The sequence below is a fragment of the Pseudomonas sp. C 49-2 genome, from assembly GCF_003970195.1.
GTDB lineage: Bacteria > Pseudomonadota > Gammaproteobacteria > Pseudomonadales > Pseudomonadaceae > Aquipseudomonas > Aquipseudomonas canadensis.
In genome coordinates this window covers 390,171-403,853 of the sequence record NZ_RXYG01000002.1, presented here as the reverse complement: position 1 = coordinate 403,853, position 13,683 = coordinate 390,171, and the positions used below count along the sequence as shown (strand labels likewise).

Genomic DNA, 13,683 nt, shown 5'->3' with positions numbered 1-13,683 from the left:
CTGGAAGCCTCATGGATATGACGAAAAAGGACTTTAAGCGGCCTGACTGTGGCCACGTGATCGGCCGTTCGCGAATTGGCTGGTTGAGCATCTGCTTCGACGGCGGCTGCAGCTACCCTGCGATGATCAATGTGCTGAGAGCTGTCTTCAAGCGCTATGGGCGCCTGGTGCGGTTTGGCGAGAAGCTGTCGGCGCAGGGTTGGATTGATCGAGTCGAGGAGCGGGGCTTTCAGATCTCCGATCAGGAGCGGGTGGCGGTGTTTACGTTGATGTGGGATGAAAAGTGAAAGGTCTTCTGGGGTGATGCTGAATCGCCTCAGGCTAGGCCGATAAATTCCAGGCAACTTCCAGGCAACAAAAAACCCGCACTAGGCGGGTTTTTTGTGTGTTTCAGATGACGTTTGCACCACCTGAAACTGAATAGTGGTGCCCAGAGACGGAATCGAACCGCCGACACGGGGATTTTCAATCCCCTGCTCTACCGACTGAGCTATCTGGGCAACGGGGCGCATTAAACGGGTTTTTCAGGGGGTCGTCAAGCAAGTTTTCAAAAAATATTTAATTATTACCGTCGCTTACGTGCAGACCCCGGTTTTTGATCAATTATTGAGCAGGCGGCACGTAGCCGTCAGCCTTGGCGTATTCCTCGCCGGAAAAGAACTTGTCCATCTCGCCTGCCAGGTATTTACGGTCTTCGGCGTTCATCATGTTCAGGCGCTTTTCGTTGATCAGCAGGGTCTGGTGTTTCAGCCAGTCGGCCCAGGCTTTGGCAGAGACGTGCTCGAAAATGTCCTGGCCCTTGGCGCCTGGGTACGGAGGGCGCTCGAGGCCTGGCAATTCTTTTTTGTACTTGCGGCACATGATGGTGCGGGTCATGACGGAACTCCTGCATTCAATACGTCGGCCGCGCGCTTCAGCAGTTTTTTTACCGGGGCGGCAAGGCCCAGGCGCGGCGGGGTGGCGAGGTTATACCAGAGCCAGTCTGCCTCGGCCACGTGATGGGCGGATTCCTCGACCTGGACCAGCCAGGGTTCGATGGCGAGTTGGAAGTGGCTGAAGGTGTGGATCAGCCCTGGCAGCGCCTGTTGCTTGCCCAGCTCCAGCGCGTGCTGGTGGGCCAGGTGTTCCAGGTCTTGCAGGTCATCCAGCTCCGGCAAACTCCACAGGCCGCCCCACAGACCTGTAGAGGGGCGGCGATAAAGCAGGATCGCGCCCTCTGCATTGGCCAGCAACGGCATCAGCGTGCGCTTCTGCGGGATAGTCTTGCGCGGCTTGGGGATTGGGTAGCGCGTCTCCAGGCCGAGCATGTGGGCTTCGCAGCCTTTTTCCAGTGGGCACAGCAGGCAGCTGGGTTTGCTGCGGGTGCAGAGCGTGGCGCCCATGTCCATCATCGCCTGGGTGTAGGCGTTGACCCGATCATGAGGCGTGAAGCGTTCTGCGGTGGCCCACAGCTGCTTGGCCACCTTGGGCTCGCCTGGGTAGCCCTCTTGCGCGGTAAAGCGTGCCAGCACGCGTTTGACGTTGCCGTCGAGGATCGGTGCACGCAGGCCCATGCTCAGGCTGGCGATCGCACCGGCCGTGGACAAACCGATGCCGGGCAGCTCGGTGAGCTTCTCGACATCCTTGGGAAACTCGCCGCCGTACTCGGCCACGACAATCTTCGCGGTCTTTTGCAGGTTGCGCGCCCGGGTGTAGTAACCCAGGCCGGTCCACAAATGCAGCACTTCATCTTCCGGCGCGGCAGCCAAGGCCTCGACCGTTGGCAGCGAAGCCATGAAACGGTCGAAATAGTTGAGCACGGTGCTCACCTGGGTCTGCTGCAGCATGATCTCCGAGACCCACACCCGATAAGGCGTGATGCCCTGTTGCCAGGGCAGATCGTGGCGACCGTGGCGGTCGTACCAGTCCAACACCGCCGTTGAAAACTGCTCGTTTCTCATCGTTTGAACAGGCCTTTCAAAGCGTCTTTGAGTTGTGGATTAACCTTGTCGAGCTTCTCTTCCAGCTTTTCGTTCAGGCGGTTGCCAGCCGCCTTGATGGCGACCTGGCCCAGGCCGTCCTTGTCCAGGCGGCAGGCCTTGGCGCCCAGCTCCAGTGGGCCACGGCAGCGCAGCGGTACTTCGATACCCTGGAAGTTCGAGCCCACCTGACAGGCCGGGTCCGGCGTTGCACGCTGGTCGCCTTCGACAATGATGCCTACGCGGTAATCCATGCCCAGCACACGCAGGTCGATGTCGCCGTTGCCATTGACGGTCAGGCCGGGGATGCGCACTTTCAGGTCAGGGTTGCTGGCTACGCCGTTACGGAAGGTCAGGTTGCCCTTCAACTCCTGGAACGGCGTGTCCTTGCCTTGCGGTGTGCTGCTCAAGGTCTTGCGGTTGAGCAGGGCAATACCGGTGCACAGTTGCTGTTCAAGGTTGGCGTTGAGCAACACGCCGTTGTTGATCACAAAGCTGGCGGTGCCGTTGAGGCTGTCGATCAGGGCTTTCTGGCTATTGCCACGGCCCGTGAGGTTGCTGTCGAGGGTGATCTGGCCCTTCACCGGTGGGTTTTGCCCTTGGGCTTGCAGGATGCGTTCGACCGGCACTTGCTTGATATGGCTTTGCAGCGCCAGCACCGGAATATCCTGGCGCACATCGAGGCTGCCGTTGGCTTGGAAAGTACCGTTGTAGAGGCCACCGCTCAGGGTATCGAGCTTGAGTTGACCATCGACGCCCGACGCCTTGAGCGCCGCATTCTGGATTGGCAGCTTGCTCAAGGTCAGTTGGCCGAAGGCCAGGTCGGCGTTCACATCCAGCGTGCGCAGACGCGCCAGCGGCAGCAGTTTGTCGGTACTCCAGGCACCTTTGGTCGGTGCGTCGGGCAGCGGTGTGGTGCCGCCGGCGGCCATGGCACCGGCTTCGCTGTTCTGTACTTCGGCCTGGCGGGCTGCGGCTGCACCCTTGGCGGATTCAGACTTGGCCGGCAGGTAGTTGTCGGCGTTGAAGGTATCGCCCTTGAGCTGGACGCGCAGGGATTGCTTGGCAAAATCCTCCACGGCGAGGCGGCCGGTGAAGGTGCTGCCGTCGAGTTTCAGGTTCAGGTCTTCCAGGGCCAGGCTGCTCGGCGTGCCCTTGAGGCGGCTGACCAGTTCGACCTTGCTCAGGCTGCCCTCGGCCATGGGCGGCAGCGGGTGGCCAACACCGTCGAGAAACTTGGCCAGGTCAAACTGGGCAATGGACAGCGCGCCGCTGAGCTGCGGAGTCTTGTCCAGATCGTTGACCTTCAGCTCGCCCAGTGCGCGCAGTTGATTGGCCGACAACTTCATATTGGTCCATTCGGCGATATTGGCCGCCTGGTCCACCAGCAATTGGCCCTGGGTGGAGAACGTCACGGTCTTGCCTTGCAGCGGCTCGCCCGTGGCTTCGCCGCTGATCTTCATGTCTTCAAGCTGATAGCGCTTGAGCGCACGCTGGATGCGCAGGTTGCCGTTGAGTTCGGTCTTGACGCGCATCACCGGCTGGTTGCTGCCGAAGAACGCAGTGAGCTTCACCGGAATGCTGGCGCCTTCGTGCACGGCACCGGCGCTCAGTTGGATGCTTTCGGCGCTGAACTGCTTGCCGGTCTGCTCGTCGTTGTATTCGACGCGAGCGTTGTTGACCGTCAGGCTGTCGATGTCCAGGCGAATGGGCTTCGAAGGTTTTTCCGGTTCGGGTTCGGAGGGTTTCTCGGTCGAGCCTGGGCTGCCGACGGTCGCCTCGGTCACGTTCTTGCCGATGTCTTCCCAGTTGCCGTGGCCTTGCTTGTCACGGTTGAGGCGCAGGTTGAGGCCTTCGACGCGCACATCGCTCATCTGTACTTCGCGGCGCAGCAGCGGCAGCACGCGTACAGAGAGACCGAGCATCTGCAGGTCGGCGAATGGCTGGGTCGGCGCGGTCAGGGTCGCCACGCTGGCTTCGTGCAGTTCCAGGCCGAGCCAGGGGAACAGGCTCCAGCCGATATCGCCATTGAGCGTCAGCTCGATGTGGGCCTTGTCGCGGGCAATCTGGCGAATCTCGTCTTTATAGTCGTTGGGATCGAAGAGATGGGTCAGGGCAAAGCCTAGAGCCACAATGATCAGCAACAGCCCGAGAAGTACCAGACCCAGGATTTTGCCGAACGCTTTCATGGGCGAGTCCTTGTATGTCGATTTCAAAATTTAGCCGCAGAGTATAACGCCCGACGGCCTGCGTCAGTGCCCCGATCGTTACATTGTATCCAGGGACGGGGAAACGGGTTTTTGGCGTCAAACAAAACAGATTTCCTGAAAAAGGTGATATCAGTTTGGTTTTTCTGTCATCCACAGGTGCTAATCTGCGCAGGTTCGTCTGCCTTCTGCGACATAGCGTCGCGCTCAAATGGAGCTTTACTCAACAACAACGGCCAACGCTTTGCGTGCAAGGCCGAGGGAGAGAGCGCCTGACGGACACATACTAACAACTGGGGGAAACACCAATGAGCACTAGCACTGTGGCAGGTTCAACTGCCGCACAGCCTGCGTTCCTGTCCAAGGAACGTATCATCGCCAAGCCCGGCTTCAACCGCTGGTTGGTTCCACCGGCCGCCCTGGCCATCCACCTGTGCATCGGCATGGCCTACGGGTTCTCGGTGTTCTGGCTGCCATTGTCCAAGGCACTGGGCATCACCAAGCCGGTCGCCTGCGCGCCGGACATGAGCTTCATCACCCAAGTCTTCTCGTCCCAATGCGACTGGCCCATCTCCATGCTGGGCTGGATCTACACCCTGTTCTTCATCTTCCTGGGCTGCTCGGCAGCGATCTGGGGCGGCTGGCTGGAACACGCCGGGCCACGTAAGGCCGGTGTTGTATCGGCATTGTGCTGGTGCGGTGGTCTGCTGATCTCGGCGTTGGGTATCTATACGCACCAGATCTGGCTGATGTGGATCGGCTCCGGGGTCATTGGCGGTATCGGTCTGGGCCTGGGCTATATCTCGCCCGTGTCGACCCTGATCAAGTGGTTCCCGGACAAGCGCGGCATGGCGACCGGCATGGCGATCATGGGCTTCGGCGGCGGCGCGATGGTCGGCGCTCCGTTGGCAGCAGCCTTGATGGGCCACTTTGCCACGCCCGACAGCGTGGGCGTGTGGCAGAGCTTCCTGGTAATGGCTGCGATCTACTTCGTGTTCATGATCGGCGGCGCCTTGTCCTACCGCGTTCCGCCTACCGGCTGGAAGCCTGAGGGTTGGACCGCGCCGGCGAAAAAGGCCAGCAACGCGATGATCACTCACCGTCACGTGCACGTGAACGTGGCGTGGAAAACCCCGCAATTCCGCTTGGTCTGGCTGGTGCTGTGCCTGAACGTATCCGCCGGTATCGGCATCCTCGGCATGGCTTCGCCACTGCTGCAGGAAGTGTTCGGCGGCAAGCTGCTGGGTGTGGATGTGCCGTTCGGCCAACTGGATGCGGGCCAATTGGCTTCAATCGCAGCCATTGCGGCGGGTTTCACCGGTCTGTTGAGCCTGTTCAACATCGGTGGCCGGTTCTTCTGGGCGTCGTTCTCCGACTATCTGGGCCGTAAAAACACCTACTTCGTGTTCTTCGCGCTGGGCTTTGCCCTGTACGCGCTGATCCCGAACCTGGGTCACCTGGGCAACGTGGCGCTGTTCGTGGCGGCGTTCTGCATCATCCTGTCGATGTACGGCGGTGGTTTTGCGACCGTTCCGGCCTACCTGGCCGACCTGTTCGGTACGCAAATGGTCGGTGCAATCCATGGTCGCCTGCTGACCGCCTGGGCTGCAGCTGGCGTGCTGGGCCCGGTACTGGTGAACTACCTTCGCGAATACCAGCTGAGCATCGGCGTTGAACGCGCCGCGGCCTACGACATCACGTTGTACATCCTCGCCGGCCTGCTGGTGTTGGGTTTCATCTGCAACCTGCTGGTTCGTCCGGTGGCCGACAAGTACTTCATGACCGACGCTGAATTGGCCGCCGAACAGGCGCTGGGCCACGACAAAGGCGCGGACGCGACTACTTCCCTGGAGTGGAAAGCTGCTCCTGGCACCGTGCCGTTGGCGATTGCCGCCTGGCTGGTGGTGGGTATTCCGTTGGCGTGGGGTGTGTGGGTGACCCTGCAGAAGACCGCAGTCCTGTTCCACTAACACCGCAAAAATTTTGTGGGCGCGGTTCCTGTGGGAGCCGGGCTTGCCCGCGATGGCATCACCTCGGTGCAACTGAAAAGCCGAGGTGCCTGCATCGCAGGCAAGCCAGCTCCACAAAAGCTGGTTCTCACATGTATGCACATGTCTATCCCCGACACTCCATCAGTCTTATCCCCTTCGATGTTTCTGTTTAGCGCCCGCGCCCCTATAATGGCTGCCTTTTTCGCCCAATGATTTTGCGGAGCTGGTGATGGCCGAACGTAAGGCGTCCGTCGAGCGCGACACTCTGGAAACCCAGATCAAAGCCTCGATCAACCTGGATGGCACCGGAAAGGCCCGATTTGATATCGGTGTACCTTTTCTTGAGCACATGCTGGACCAGATCGCCCGTCACGGGCTGATCGACCTGGATATCGAAGGCAAGGGCGACCTGCACATCGACGACCACCACATGGTGGAAGACGTGGGCATCACCCTCGGCCAGGCATTTGCCAAGGCCATCGGCGACAAAAAAGGCATCCGTCGCTACGGCCACGCCTATGTCCCGCTGGACGAAGCGCTGTCGCGCGTGGTGATCGACTTCTCCGGCCGCCCAGGCTTGCAGATGCATGTGCCGTACACCCGTGCCAATGTGGGCCGCGGCTTTGACGTCGACCTGTTCCAGGAATTCTTCCAGGGTTTCGTCAACCACGCACTCGTCAGCCTGCACATCGACAATCTGCGCGGCACCAATACCCACCACCAGATCGAAACCGTGTTCAAGGCTTTTGGCCGCGCGCTGCGCATGGCCGTGGAGCTGGACGACCGCATGGCCGGGCAAATGCCCTCGACCAAGGGCGTCCTGTAATGCAGACGGTCGCGGTTATCGATTACGGCATGGGTAACCTGCACTCGGTGGCCAAGGCCCTCGAGCACGTAGGGGCCGGCAAGGTGCTGATCACCAGCGATGCCAGCGTGATTCGCGAAGCTGACCGGGTGGTGTTTCCCGGTGTCGGTGCGATTCGCGATTGCATGGCCGAAATCCGCCGCCTGGGCTTTGACAGCCTGGTGCGCGAAGTCAGCCAGGATCGTCCGTTTCTCGGCATCTGCGTGGGCATGCAAGCCTTGCTCGACAGCAGTGAAGAGAACGACGGCGTCGACTGCATCGGTCTGTTCCCGGGCCAGGTGAAGTTCTTCGGCAAAGACCTGCATGAAGACGGCGAACACCTGAAAGTCCCGCACATGGGCTGGAACGAAGTCCGCCAGACCGTGGATCACCCGCTGTGGCACGAAGTGCCGGACATGGCGCGCTTCTACTTCGTGCACAGCTACTACATCGCTGCCGGTAAGCCGGGCCAGGTGGTGGGTGGCGGGCACTACGGCGTCGACTTCGCCGCCGCGCTGGCCGAAGGTTCGCGCTTTGCCGTGCAGTTCCACCCGGAGAAGAGCCATACCCATGGCCTGCAATTGCTGCAGAACTTCGCCGCTTGGGACGGGCGCTGGTAAATGGCCAGGAAGCCGAAGCCGCCGATCTTGAACCTCACGCCCGAGCAGGAGAGTGAGGCCACCCTCAAGATCAAGCGCTTCATGGAGGACCGCTTCGAGCTTAAATTGGGCTCGTTCGAGGTCGCCGAGATTCTTGAGCTGTTCACCACCGAAGTGGCTCCGCACTATTACAACAGGGCGATTTTCGATACGCAGACGCTCCTTAAAGAAAGGTTCGAAAGCATCGAAAGCGACCTGTGGTCGCTTGAGAAACCCTGATTTCCCAAGCATTGCTGAATATCGAATAAGGTTTGCCAGATGCTGATTATCCCCGCTATCGATCTCAAGGACGGCGCCTGCGTCCGTCTGCGCCAAGGCCGCATGGAAGACTCCACCGTGTTCTCCGATGACCCGGTGAGCATGGCTGCCAAATGGGTAGAAGGGGGCTGCCGTCGTCTGCATCTGGTGGACTTGAACGGCGCCTTCGAAGGTCAGCCGGTCAATGGCGAAGTGGTCACCGCGATCGCCAAGCGCTACCCGAACCTGCCGATCCAGATCGGCGGCGGAATCCGCTCACTGGAAACCATCGAGCACTACGTCAAGGCCGGCGTGAGCTACGTGATCATTGGCACCAAGGCCGTGAAGGACCCTGCGTTCGTTGCCGAAGCCTGCCGCGCATTCCCTGGCAAAGTGATCGTGGGCCTGGACGCCAAGGATGGCTTCGTCGCCACCGACGGCTGGGCTGAGATCAGCACCGTGCAGGTCATCGACCTGGCCAAGCAGTTCGAAGCTGACGGTGTTTCTGCCATCGTTTATACCGACATCGCCAAAGACGGCATGATGCAGGGCTGCAACGTGCCGTTTACCGCCGCGCTGGCTGCTGCGACCAAGATCCCGGTGATCGCTTCCGGTGGTATCCACAACCTGGGCGACATCAAGTCGCTGCTGGACGCCAAGGCCCCCGGTATCATCGGCGCAATCACTGGCCGTGCGATCTACGAAGGGACCCTGGACGTTGCCGAAGCCCAGGCTTACTGCGACGCCTACAACGGCTGAGGACTGACCATGGCGCTGGCCAAACGCATCATCCCTTGCCTGGACGTCGACAACGGTCGCGTGGTCAAGGGCGTCAAGTTCGAGAACATCCGCGACGCCGGCGACCCGGTGGAAATTGCCCGTCGCTACGATGAGCAAGGTGCCGACGAGATTACCTTTCTCGACATCACCGCCAGCGTCGACGGCCGTGACACCACGCTGCATACCGTCGAGCGCATGGCCAGCCAGGTGTTCATCCCGCTGACCGTGGGCGGTGGCGTGCGTAGCGTGCAAGACATCCGCAACCTGCTCAATGCCGGCGCGGACAAGGTCTCGATCAATACCGCCGCCGTGTTCAACCCGGAGTTTGTCGGCGAAGCCGCGCAACACTTCGGTTCGCAATGCATCGTGGTTGCCATCGACGCCAAGAAAGTCTCTGGCCCGGGCGAAACCCCGCGTTGGGAGATCTTCACCCACGGCGGGCGCAAGCCGACCGGCCTGGATGCGGTGGAGTGGGCGATGAAGATGGAAGGCCTGGGCGCGGGTGAAATCCTGCTGACCAGCATGGACCAGGACGGCATGAAAAACGGCTTCGACTTGGGTGTAACCCGCGCTATCAGCGACGCCTTGGGCATCCCAGTGATCGCCTCCGGTGGCGTCGGCAACCTGCAGCATTTGGCCGATGGCGTGATCGAAGGCCACGCCAGCGCGGTGCTGGCGGCGAGTATTTTCCACTTTGGCGAATACACCGTTCCCGAGGCAAAAGCCTACATGGCTGCGCGCGGTATCGTCGTTCGCTGAATGCTGCTGGACACCATGGCAAGTGCGCGGCACTCTTTGCGCTTGCCATGGATTCCGGTAGCCCTTCATGTTCAGACATCTTCTGCTTGCCCTCGCCAGTACGTCCATCCTTTTGGCGGGCCCAGCCCACGCCGAGGAACTGTCTGACACTTCCCTGGTGTTGCTGACGGAAAACTTCCCGCCGTACAACATGGCGAAAAACGGCAAGAACTTCGCCAAGGAAGACAACATCGAAGGCATCGCCGTGGACATCGTGCGCGAAACCTTCAAGCGCGCCGGCATTTCCTACAACCTCACCCTGCGATTTCCTTGGGAGCGCATCTACAAGCTCGCCCTGGAAAAACCGGGTTATGGCGTGTTCGTGATGGCCCGCCTACCGGACCGTGAAGCCCTGTTCAAATGGGTCGGCCCCATCGGCCCGGACGATTGGGTGCTGCTGGCCAAGGCTGACAGCAAGATCCAGCTCGACGACCTCGAACAGGCGCGCCGCTACAAGATCGGCGCCTACAAAGGCGATGCCATTGCCGAGACCCTTGAAAAACAGGGTCTCAAGCCAATGGTGGTTCTGCGCGATCAAGACAACGCGCAAAAACTGCTGGATGGCCAGATCGACCTCTGGGCTACCGGAGATCCCGCGGGCCGCTACCTGGCGCGCCAGGTGGGCGTGACCGGGCTCAAGACCGTGCTGCGCTTCAACAGTGCCGAGCTTTACCTGGCACTGAACAAGAACGTGTCGGATGAACTGGTGGCCAAGCTACAGGCGGCCCTGGATCAGTTACGGGACGAGGGTGTTGTCGCTGACATCATGGGCCGCTACCTCTAAGGTGGTTTCAGCGGCAGGTGGCAAGGCCTCGGGCTCCACAGTCTCGGCGGGCACCTGTTCGGCAGGCTCGTGAAAGTGCAGCTTCACCTCGCTGAAGTAGCCCAGCTCGGGGCCTGACTGGCTACCGTCCTTTCGTAGCAACGTGTAGTTGCTCTTGGTGATGTAGGCATCGACATATTGGTTGGCGGGCACATGGACGATGACCTCCGCTATGGTCAGATTTCCCCAGCCGTGAGTCGATGACCCGTGGGTGAACTCGCTGTCGAGCCTTGCAGAGAAACTCAGTGCGGATGCTGGGGTATTCGCGGCCCATTCACCGGATATCTCGATACCGGTCAGGGTCTTGAGTTGCAATGAATAATTATAGTTTTCCCCCTTTGGGCTCTGCCAATTGACGATTTTGCTGCTGTCTGTTTCGTTGCGCTCGCTGGCGAATAAGGCATGCTGGTCGGTCCTCTCCAGCCGGTAGATCGGGGAGCTTTGCAGTTGCTCCACGGGGCTCAGTTCAGCGTCCTTTACCGTAAACCATGGCAGTTCATAAGCGCTGGGTGCACTCTCCGGCCCTGGACGCCAGTGTGCCGGCTCCGGCGGTAAGGCGGGATAATGCAGTGTCAGCGCAATACGTAGGGCGTAAGCCGTTGGTTGTAAACGCGGTTTTGTATAGGAACCTGCCCCGGCAAAGGTGCCGGGGGCAAGCAGCGCCTCTCCGGGAGAGGCCAGCGGGGGAGCAACCGTCCAGGCGCTGAAGGATGTGAGAGCGCCACTGCCCTTGTCGTTCCAGATCAAGGCATCAGCCTGGGATTCGACCACGAGATCTTCGCGGATACAGCGCAGGGTGCTGCGCGGCGGCTTGTCATTGCCAACACCGCACACCAGCCCCATCGCCACATACCCATTGGGTGCAATCGGCCGCCAGACCGAGCAGGCAGTCGTTACCCTTGGCCCCGAATGCTTCCAGACCAACTCGAAATCATCGGGCATGCGCAGTGCCGTGCCGTTGTCCTTGTCCACTTCGCTGACTACCGCGACGATTTTGTGCTGGTTGATATTTTGGTAGTCACCCACCGCCACGTCGCCCAGGGAATAAAACGCGGTCAGGTGGTCGGTGCTCGTGCTCGGTCGCCAAAAGGTCACGGCCTGCTTGGCGCGAGTGCCTTTGTCATTCCAAAGTTGGGTGAATTCCGTGGTGAAGCTGATCAGCAGGTCTTTGTACTTAAGCGGTTCCATAGGTTTTCCCGATGCCAAAAGTGCACTGTCGTGACGTGGCGTTCTTGCCACATGTACGCGCACTATTCGGGAATATGGAACTGCGTGAGTGGTAACTATCTAGCGATAGATGCCATCTTTGCCGTGACCGGCCATGGCGCGATTGCTGCGCACGCTGATCATCAACTTGATATCAATCCAGTCGACGCCCTGGGCCTTGAGCTTGGGCAGCTCGCGCTCCAGCACCGCCAGGGTTTGTGGATAAGGGTGGCCGATCATCACCGCTGAACCCTGCTTGTGCGCCAGTTTGATTGCGGTCTGCAATTGCGTAGTGATCGCTGCTTCGGTGCGCTCGTCATCCAGGAACACATCCCGCGAGACGTGGGCCAGGCCGATCTTCTGCGCTTCGGCCGCCGCGACGGTCTGTGCGCTGGTGCGGCTGTCGACAAAGAACTTGTTGCGCCGTTGCAGCTCGGCCATCAGCCAGGCCATGGCAGCCGGTTGTGCGGTCATGCGGCTGCCCATGTGGTTGTTGATACCGGCGGTGTAGGGCACTGCCTTGAAAGCGGCGTCCAGGCGCTTGCCCAGTTCTTCGATGGTCAACTCGGGGTGCCAGGCGAACGGACCGGTGGCTGGGTCCATGGGCATGTGCAGGATCACGATCTTGCCGGCCTTGTGAGCTTCGCGGGCAAATTCGGCGGCGTGGGGCGTGTCGGGCATGATCGCCGTCGTGACAGGCCCAGGCAGGGCCAGCACGCGACGGTCCCGGGGCAGGTTTTGCCCGAGGTCGTCGATGATGAGCGTCAGGTAGGCTTTGTGAGGCTCGCCGGCTGAGGTCGCTTGGGCGACCCCGGCCAGGCTGCACAGCACAGCGATGATCAGGGCAAAGCGCATATCAACGGCTGCGTGTGATGCTCAGGCCTTTGAGCAGGCTCAACGCCTGGGCCAATTGGTAGTCGTCATCCTGCGGCATCGGCTTGGCTTTCTTGCTGCTGCCGGTTGGCTGGTCGGCGCCACCGTTGCCATTGCCCAAGTGACCTTGCAGGTCTGCCTCTTTGTAGTACTCGCTGTCGATCTCGTTGGTGATCTTGGCCTTGCGCACCTCGATGTCCGGCACGATGCCCTGGGCCTGGATCGAGCGACCGTTCGGCGTGTAGTACAGTGCGGTGGTGATTTTCAGCGCGCGCTCGTTGTTCAGCGGCAGCACGGTTTGTACCGAGCCCTTGCCGAAGCTGGTGGTACCCATCAATACACCGCGTTTCTGGTCTTGCAGGGCGCCGGCGACGATCTCCGAGGCCGAGGCGCTGCCGCCGTTGATCAGCACGGCCAATGGCACGTTTTCGCTGAGGTCGTTGCCGGTAGCCGAGAAGCGCAGTTCGGAGTTGGCAATACGGCCCTTGGTGTAGACGATCAGGCCCTTGGTGATGAAGTGGTCGACCACTTCCACCGCCGACTGCAATACGCCGCCTGGGTTGTTACGCAGGTCGAGCACGATGCCGTTGAGCTTCTTGCCGTTATCCTTGCGCAGCTTGGCCAGGGCCTTGGCCACTTCGTCGCCGGTCTTGACCTGGAACTGGGTGATGCGGATGTAACCGTAGCCCGACTCCAGCAGCTGGCTCTTCACGCTCTTGACCACAATGGTCGCGCGGGTCAACGTCACGTCGAACGGGTTGCCGCCGTCGCGTACCAGGGTCAGGGTGATTTTCTGGCCGATCTTGCCGCGCATCTTGTCGACGGCTTCGGTCATGGTCTGGCCACGGGTCGGCTGGCCGTTGATCTTCACGATGAAGTCGCCGGCCTGGATGCCGGCCTTGGACGCCGGAGTGTCATCGATCGGCGAGACCACCTTGACGTTGCCGTCTTCGGAACCGACTTCAATACCCAGCCCGCCGAACTCACCGCTGGTGCTTTCCTGCAGCTCGGCGAAATCTTCCGGGCCCAGGTAGGCGGAGTGCGGGTCGAGGTTGCTGAGCATGCCCTTGATGGCATTTTCCAGCAGGGTCTTGTCATCTACGGGTTCGACATAGGCGGCTTTGATCCGGTCCATGACCTCGGCAAAGGTGCGCAGCTCGTCCAGCGGCAACGGCGCCTTAGTGGTTGCGGCAGAGGTCGCGGCTGTGGCGGGTGCAGCCTGGTCGGCAAATGCCAGAGGCGCGCCGATCACCAGGGCGATCGTCAGGGCCAGCGAAGTGAGGCGGGACAAATGCAGCATGTCGAAC

14 protein-coding genes and 1 tRNA gene are annotated in these 13,683 nt (G+C 60.7%); 8 read left to right on the top strand and 7 right to left on the bottom strand.

Features of this window, described 5'->3' with window-relative positions:
- Positions 1 to 11 precede the first annotated feature (11 nt).
- Positions 12 to 287 carry a hypothetical protein gene (locus tag EJ576_RS05350; RefSeq protein ID WP_126569697.1) on the top strand — a complete coding sequence of 92 codons (276 nt, stop codon included), beginning with the start codon at positions 12 to 14 and terminating at the stop codon, positions 285 to 287.
- A 137-nt stretch (positions 288 to 424) separates the two neighbouring features.
- Here the strand turns inward: EJ576_RS05350 and EJ576_RS05345 are convergent.
- The 4 genes from EJ576_RS05345 to EJ576_RS05330 all read right to left on the bottom strand — a co-directional run bounded on the left by EJ576_RS05345 (position 425) and on the right by EJ576_RS05330 (position 4,147).
- A tRNA-Phe gene (locus EJ576_RS05345) sits at positions 425 to 500 on the bottom strand.
- 103 nt (positions 501 to 603) lie between these two features.
- Positions 604 to 876 carry an oxidative damage protection protein gene (locus EJ576_RS05340; RefSeq protein ID WP_126569696.1) on the bottom strand — a complete coding sequence of 91 codons (273 nt, stop codon included), beginning with the start codon at positions 874 to 876 and terminating at the stop codon, positions 604 to 606.
- The gene (gene mutY, locus EJ576_RS05335) at positions 873 to 1,940 is read right to left on the bottom strand and encodes an A/G-specific adenine glycosylase (RefSeq protein WP_122730392.1); all 1,068 of its coding nucleotides are present in this window, start codon (positions 1,938 to 1,940) and stop codon (positions 873 to 875) included. The genes EJ576_RS05340 and mutY overlap by 4 nt, the downstream gene beginning before the upstream one ends.
- Complete coding sequence (locus EJ576_RS05330) at positions 1,937 to 4,147, bottom strand: AsmA family protein (RefSeq protein WP_122730393.1); 2,211 nt, start codon at positions 4,145 to 4,147, stop codon at positions 1,937 to 1,939. The genes mutY and EJ576_RS05330 overlap by 4 nt, the downstream gene beginning before the upstream one ends.
- Before the next feature lie 326 nt (positions 4,148 to 4,473).
- Between EJ576_RS05330 and EJ576_RS05325 the strand changes: the two genes are divergently transcribed.
- From EJ576_RS05325 to EJ576_RS05295, 7 genes are all read left to right on the top strand, one after another.
- Positions 4,474 to 6,135, top strand: a complete 1,662-nt coding sequence (locus tag EJ576_RS05325; protein WP_028615364.1) for an OFA family MFS transporter — start codon at positions 4,474 to 4,476, stop codon at positions 6,133 to 6,135.
- Between the two features lie 250 nt (positions 6,136 to 6,385).
- A complete protein-coding gene (gene hisB, locus EJ576_RS05320; RefSeq protein WP_028615365.1) occupies positions 6,386 to 6,982 on the top strand; it encodes an imidazoleglycerol-phosphate dehydratase HisB in 597 nt (198 codons plus the stop codon).
- Positions 6,982 to 7,620 (top strand): imidazole glycerol phosphate synthase subunit HisH, encoded by a 639-nt coding sequence (hisH, locus tag EJ576_RS05315; protein ID WP_016979116.1) that lies wholly within the window; start codon positions 6,982 to 6,984, stop codon positions 7,618 to 7,620. The genes hisB and hisH overlap by 1 nt, the downstream gene beginning before the upstream one ends.
- Positions 7,621 to 7,878 (top strand): DUF2164 domain-containing protein, encoded by a 258-nt coding sequence (locus EJ576_RS05310; protein WP_028615366.1) that lies wholly within the window; start codon positions 7,621 to 7,623, stop codon positions 7,876 to 7,878.
- 39 nt (positions 7,879 to 7,917) lie between these two features.
- Complete coding sequence (hisA, locus tag EJ576_RS05305) at positions 7,918 to 8,655, top strand: 1-(5-phosphoribosyl)-5-[(5-phosphoribosylamino)methylideneamino]imidazole-4-carboxamide isomerase (RefSeq protein WP_003187784.1); 738 nt, start codon at positions 7,918 to 7,920, stop codon at positions 8,653 to 8,655.
- A gap of 9 nt (positions 8,656 to 8,664) precedes the next feature.
- Positions 8,665 to 9,435, top strand: coding sequence for an imidazole glycerol phosphate synthase subunit HisF (hisF, locus tag EJ576_RS05300; protein WP_122730394.1), 771 nt, complete (start codon positions 8,665 to 8,667; stop codon positions 9,433 to 9,435).
- A 67-nt stretch (positions 9,436 to 9,502) separates the two neighbouring features.
- Positions 9,503 to 10,258, top strand: a complete 756-nt coding sequence (locus EJ576_RS05295) for an ABC transporter substrate-binding protein (RefSeq protein WP_028615367.1) — start codon at positions 9,503 to 9,505, stop codon at positions 10,256 to 10,258.
- On the opposite strand, the gene EJ576_RS05290 is transcribed toward EJ576_RS05295, so the two are convergent.
- From EJ576_RS05290 to EJ576_RS05280, 3 genes are all read right to left on the bottom strand, one after another.
- Positions 10,211 to 11,485: a Vps62-related protein gene (locus EJ576_RS05290; protein WP_126569695.1), complete on the bottom strand. Its 1,275-nt coding sequence runs from the start codon at positions 11,483 to 11,485 to the stop codon at positions 10,211 to 10,213. The genes EJ576_RS05295 and EJ576_RS05290 overlap by 48 nt on opposite strands.
- A 99-nt stretch (positions 11,486 to 11,584) precedes the next feature.
- Entirely contained in the window at positions 11,585 to 12,358 is a 774-nt protein-coding gene (locus EJ576_RS05285; protein WP_068935632.1) for a divergent polysaccharide deacetylase family protein, read from the bottom strand.
- A gap of 1 nt (position 12,359) precedes the next feature.
- Positions 12,360 to 13,676, bottom strand: coding sequence for a S41 family peptidase (locus tag EJ576_RS05280; protein WP_028615370.1), 1,317 nt, complete (start codon positions 13,674 to 13,676; stop codon positions 12,360 to 12,362).
- Positions 13,677 to 13,683: the final 7 nt, after the last annotated feature.

Bases quoted from the DNA above. Each gene is read 5' to 3' on its own strand.
- EJ576_RS05350 (WP_126569697.1), top strand. From the start codon at position 12: ATGGATATGACGAAAAAGGACTTTAAGCGGCCTGACTGTGGCCACGTG.
- EJ576_RS05340 (WP_126569696.1), bottom strand. From the start codon at position 876: ATGACCCGCACCATCATGTGCCGCAAGTACAAAAAAGAATTGCCAGGC.
- mutY (WP_122730392.1), bottom strand. From the start codon at position 1,940: ATGAGAAACGAGCAGTTTTCAACGGCGGTGTTGGACTGGTACGACCGC.
- EJ576_RS05330 (WP_122730393.1), bottom strand. From the start codon at position 4,147: ATGAAAGCGTTCGGCAAAATCCTGGGTCTGGTACTTCTCGGGCTGTTG.
- EJ576_RS05325 (WP_028615364.1), top strand. From the start codon at position 4,474: ATGAGCACTAGCACTGTGGCAGGTTCAACTGCCGCACAGCCTGCGTTC.
- hisB (WP_028615365.1), top strand. From the start codon at position 6,386: ATGGCCGAACGTAAGGCGTCCGTCGAGCGCGACACTCTGGAAACCCAG.
- hisH (WP_016979116.1), top strand. From the start codon at position 6,982: ATGCAGACGGTCGCGGTTATCGATTACGGCATGGGTAACCTGCACTCG.
- EJ576_RS05310 (WP_028615366.1), top strand. From the start codon at position 7,621: ATGGCCAGGAAGCCGAAGCCGCCGATCTTGAACCTCACGCCCGAGCAG.
- hisA (WP_003187784.1), top strand. From the start codon at position 7,918: ATGCTGATTATCCCCGCTATCGATCTCAAGGACGGCGCCTGCGTCCGT.
- hisF (WP_122730394.1), top strand. From the start codon at position 8,665: ATGGCGCTGGCCAAACGCATCATCCCTTGCCTGGACGTCGACAACGGT.
- EJ576_RS05295 (WP_028615367.1), top strand. From the start codon at position 9,503: ATGTTCAGACATCTTCTGCTTGCCCTCGCCAGTACGTCCATCCTTTTG.
- EJ576_RS05290 (WP_126569695.1), bottom strand. From the start codon at position 11,485: ATGGAACCGCTTAAGTACAAAGACCTGCTGATCAGCTTCACCACGGAA.
- EJ576_RS05285 (WP_068935632.1), bottom strand. From the start codon at position 12,358: ATGCGCTTTGCCCTGATCATCGCTGTGCTGTGCAGCCTGGCCGGGGTC.
- EJ576_RS05280 (WP_028615370.1), bottom strand. From the start codon at position 13,676: ATGCTGCATTTGTCCCGCCTCACTTCGCTGGCCCTGACGATCGCCCTG.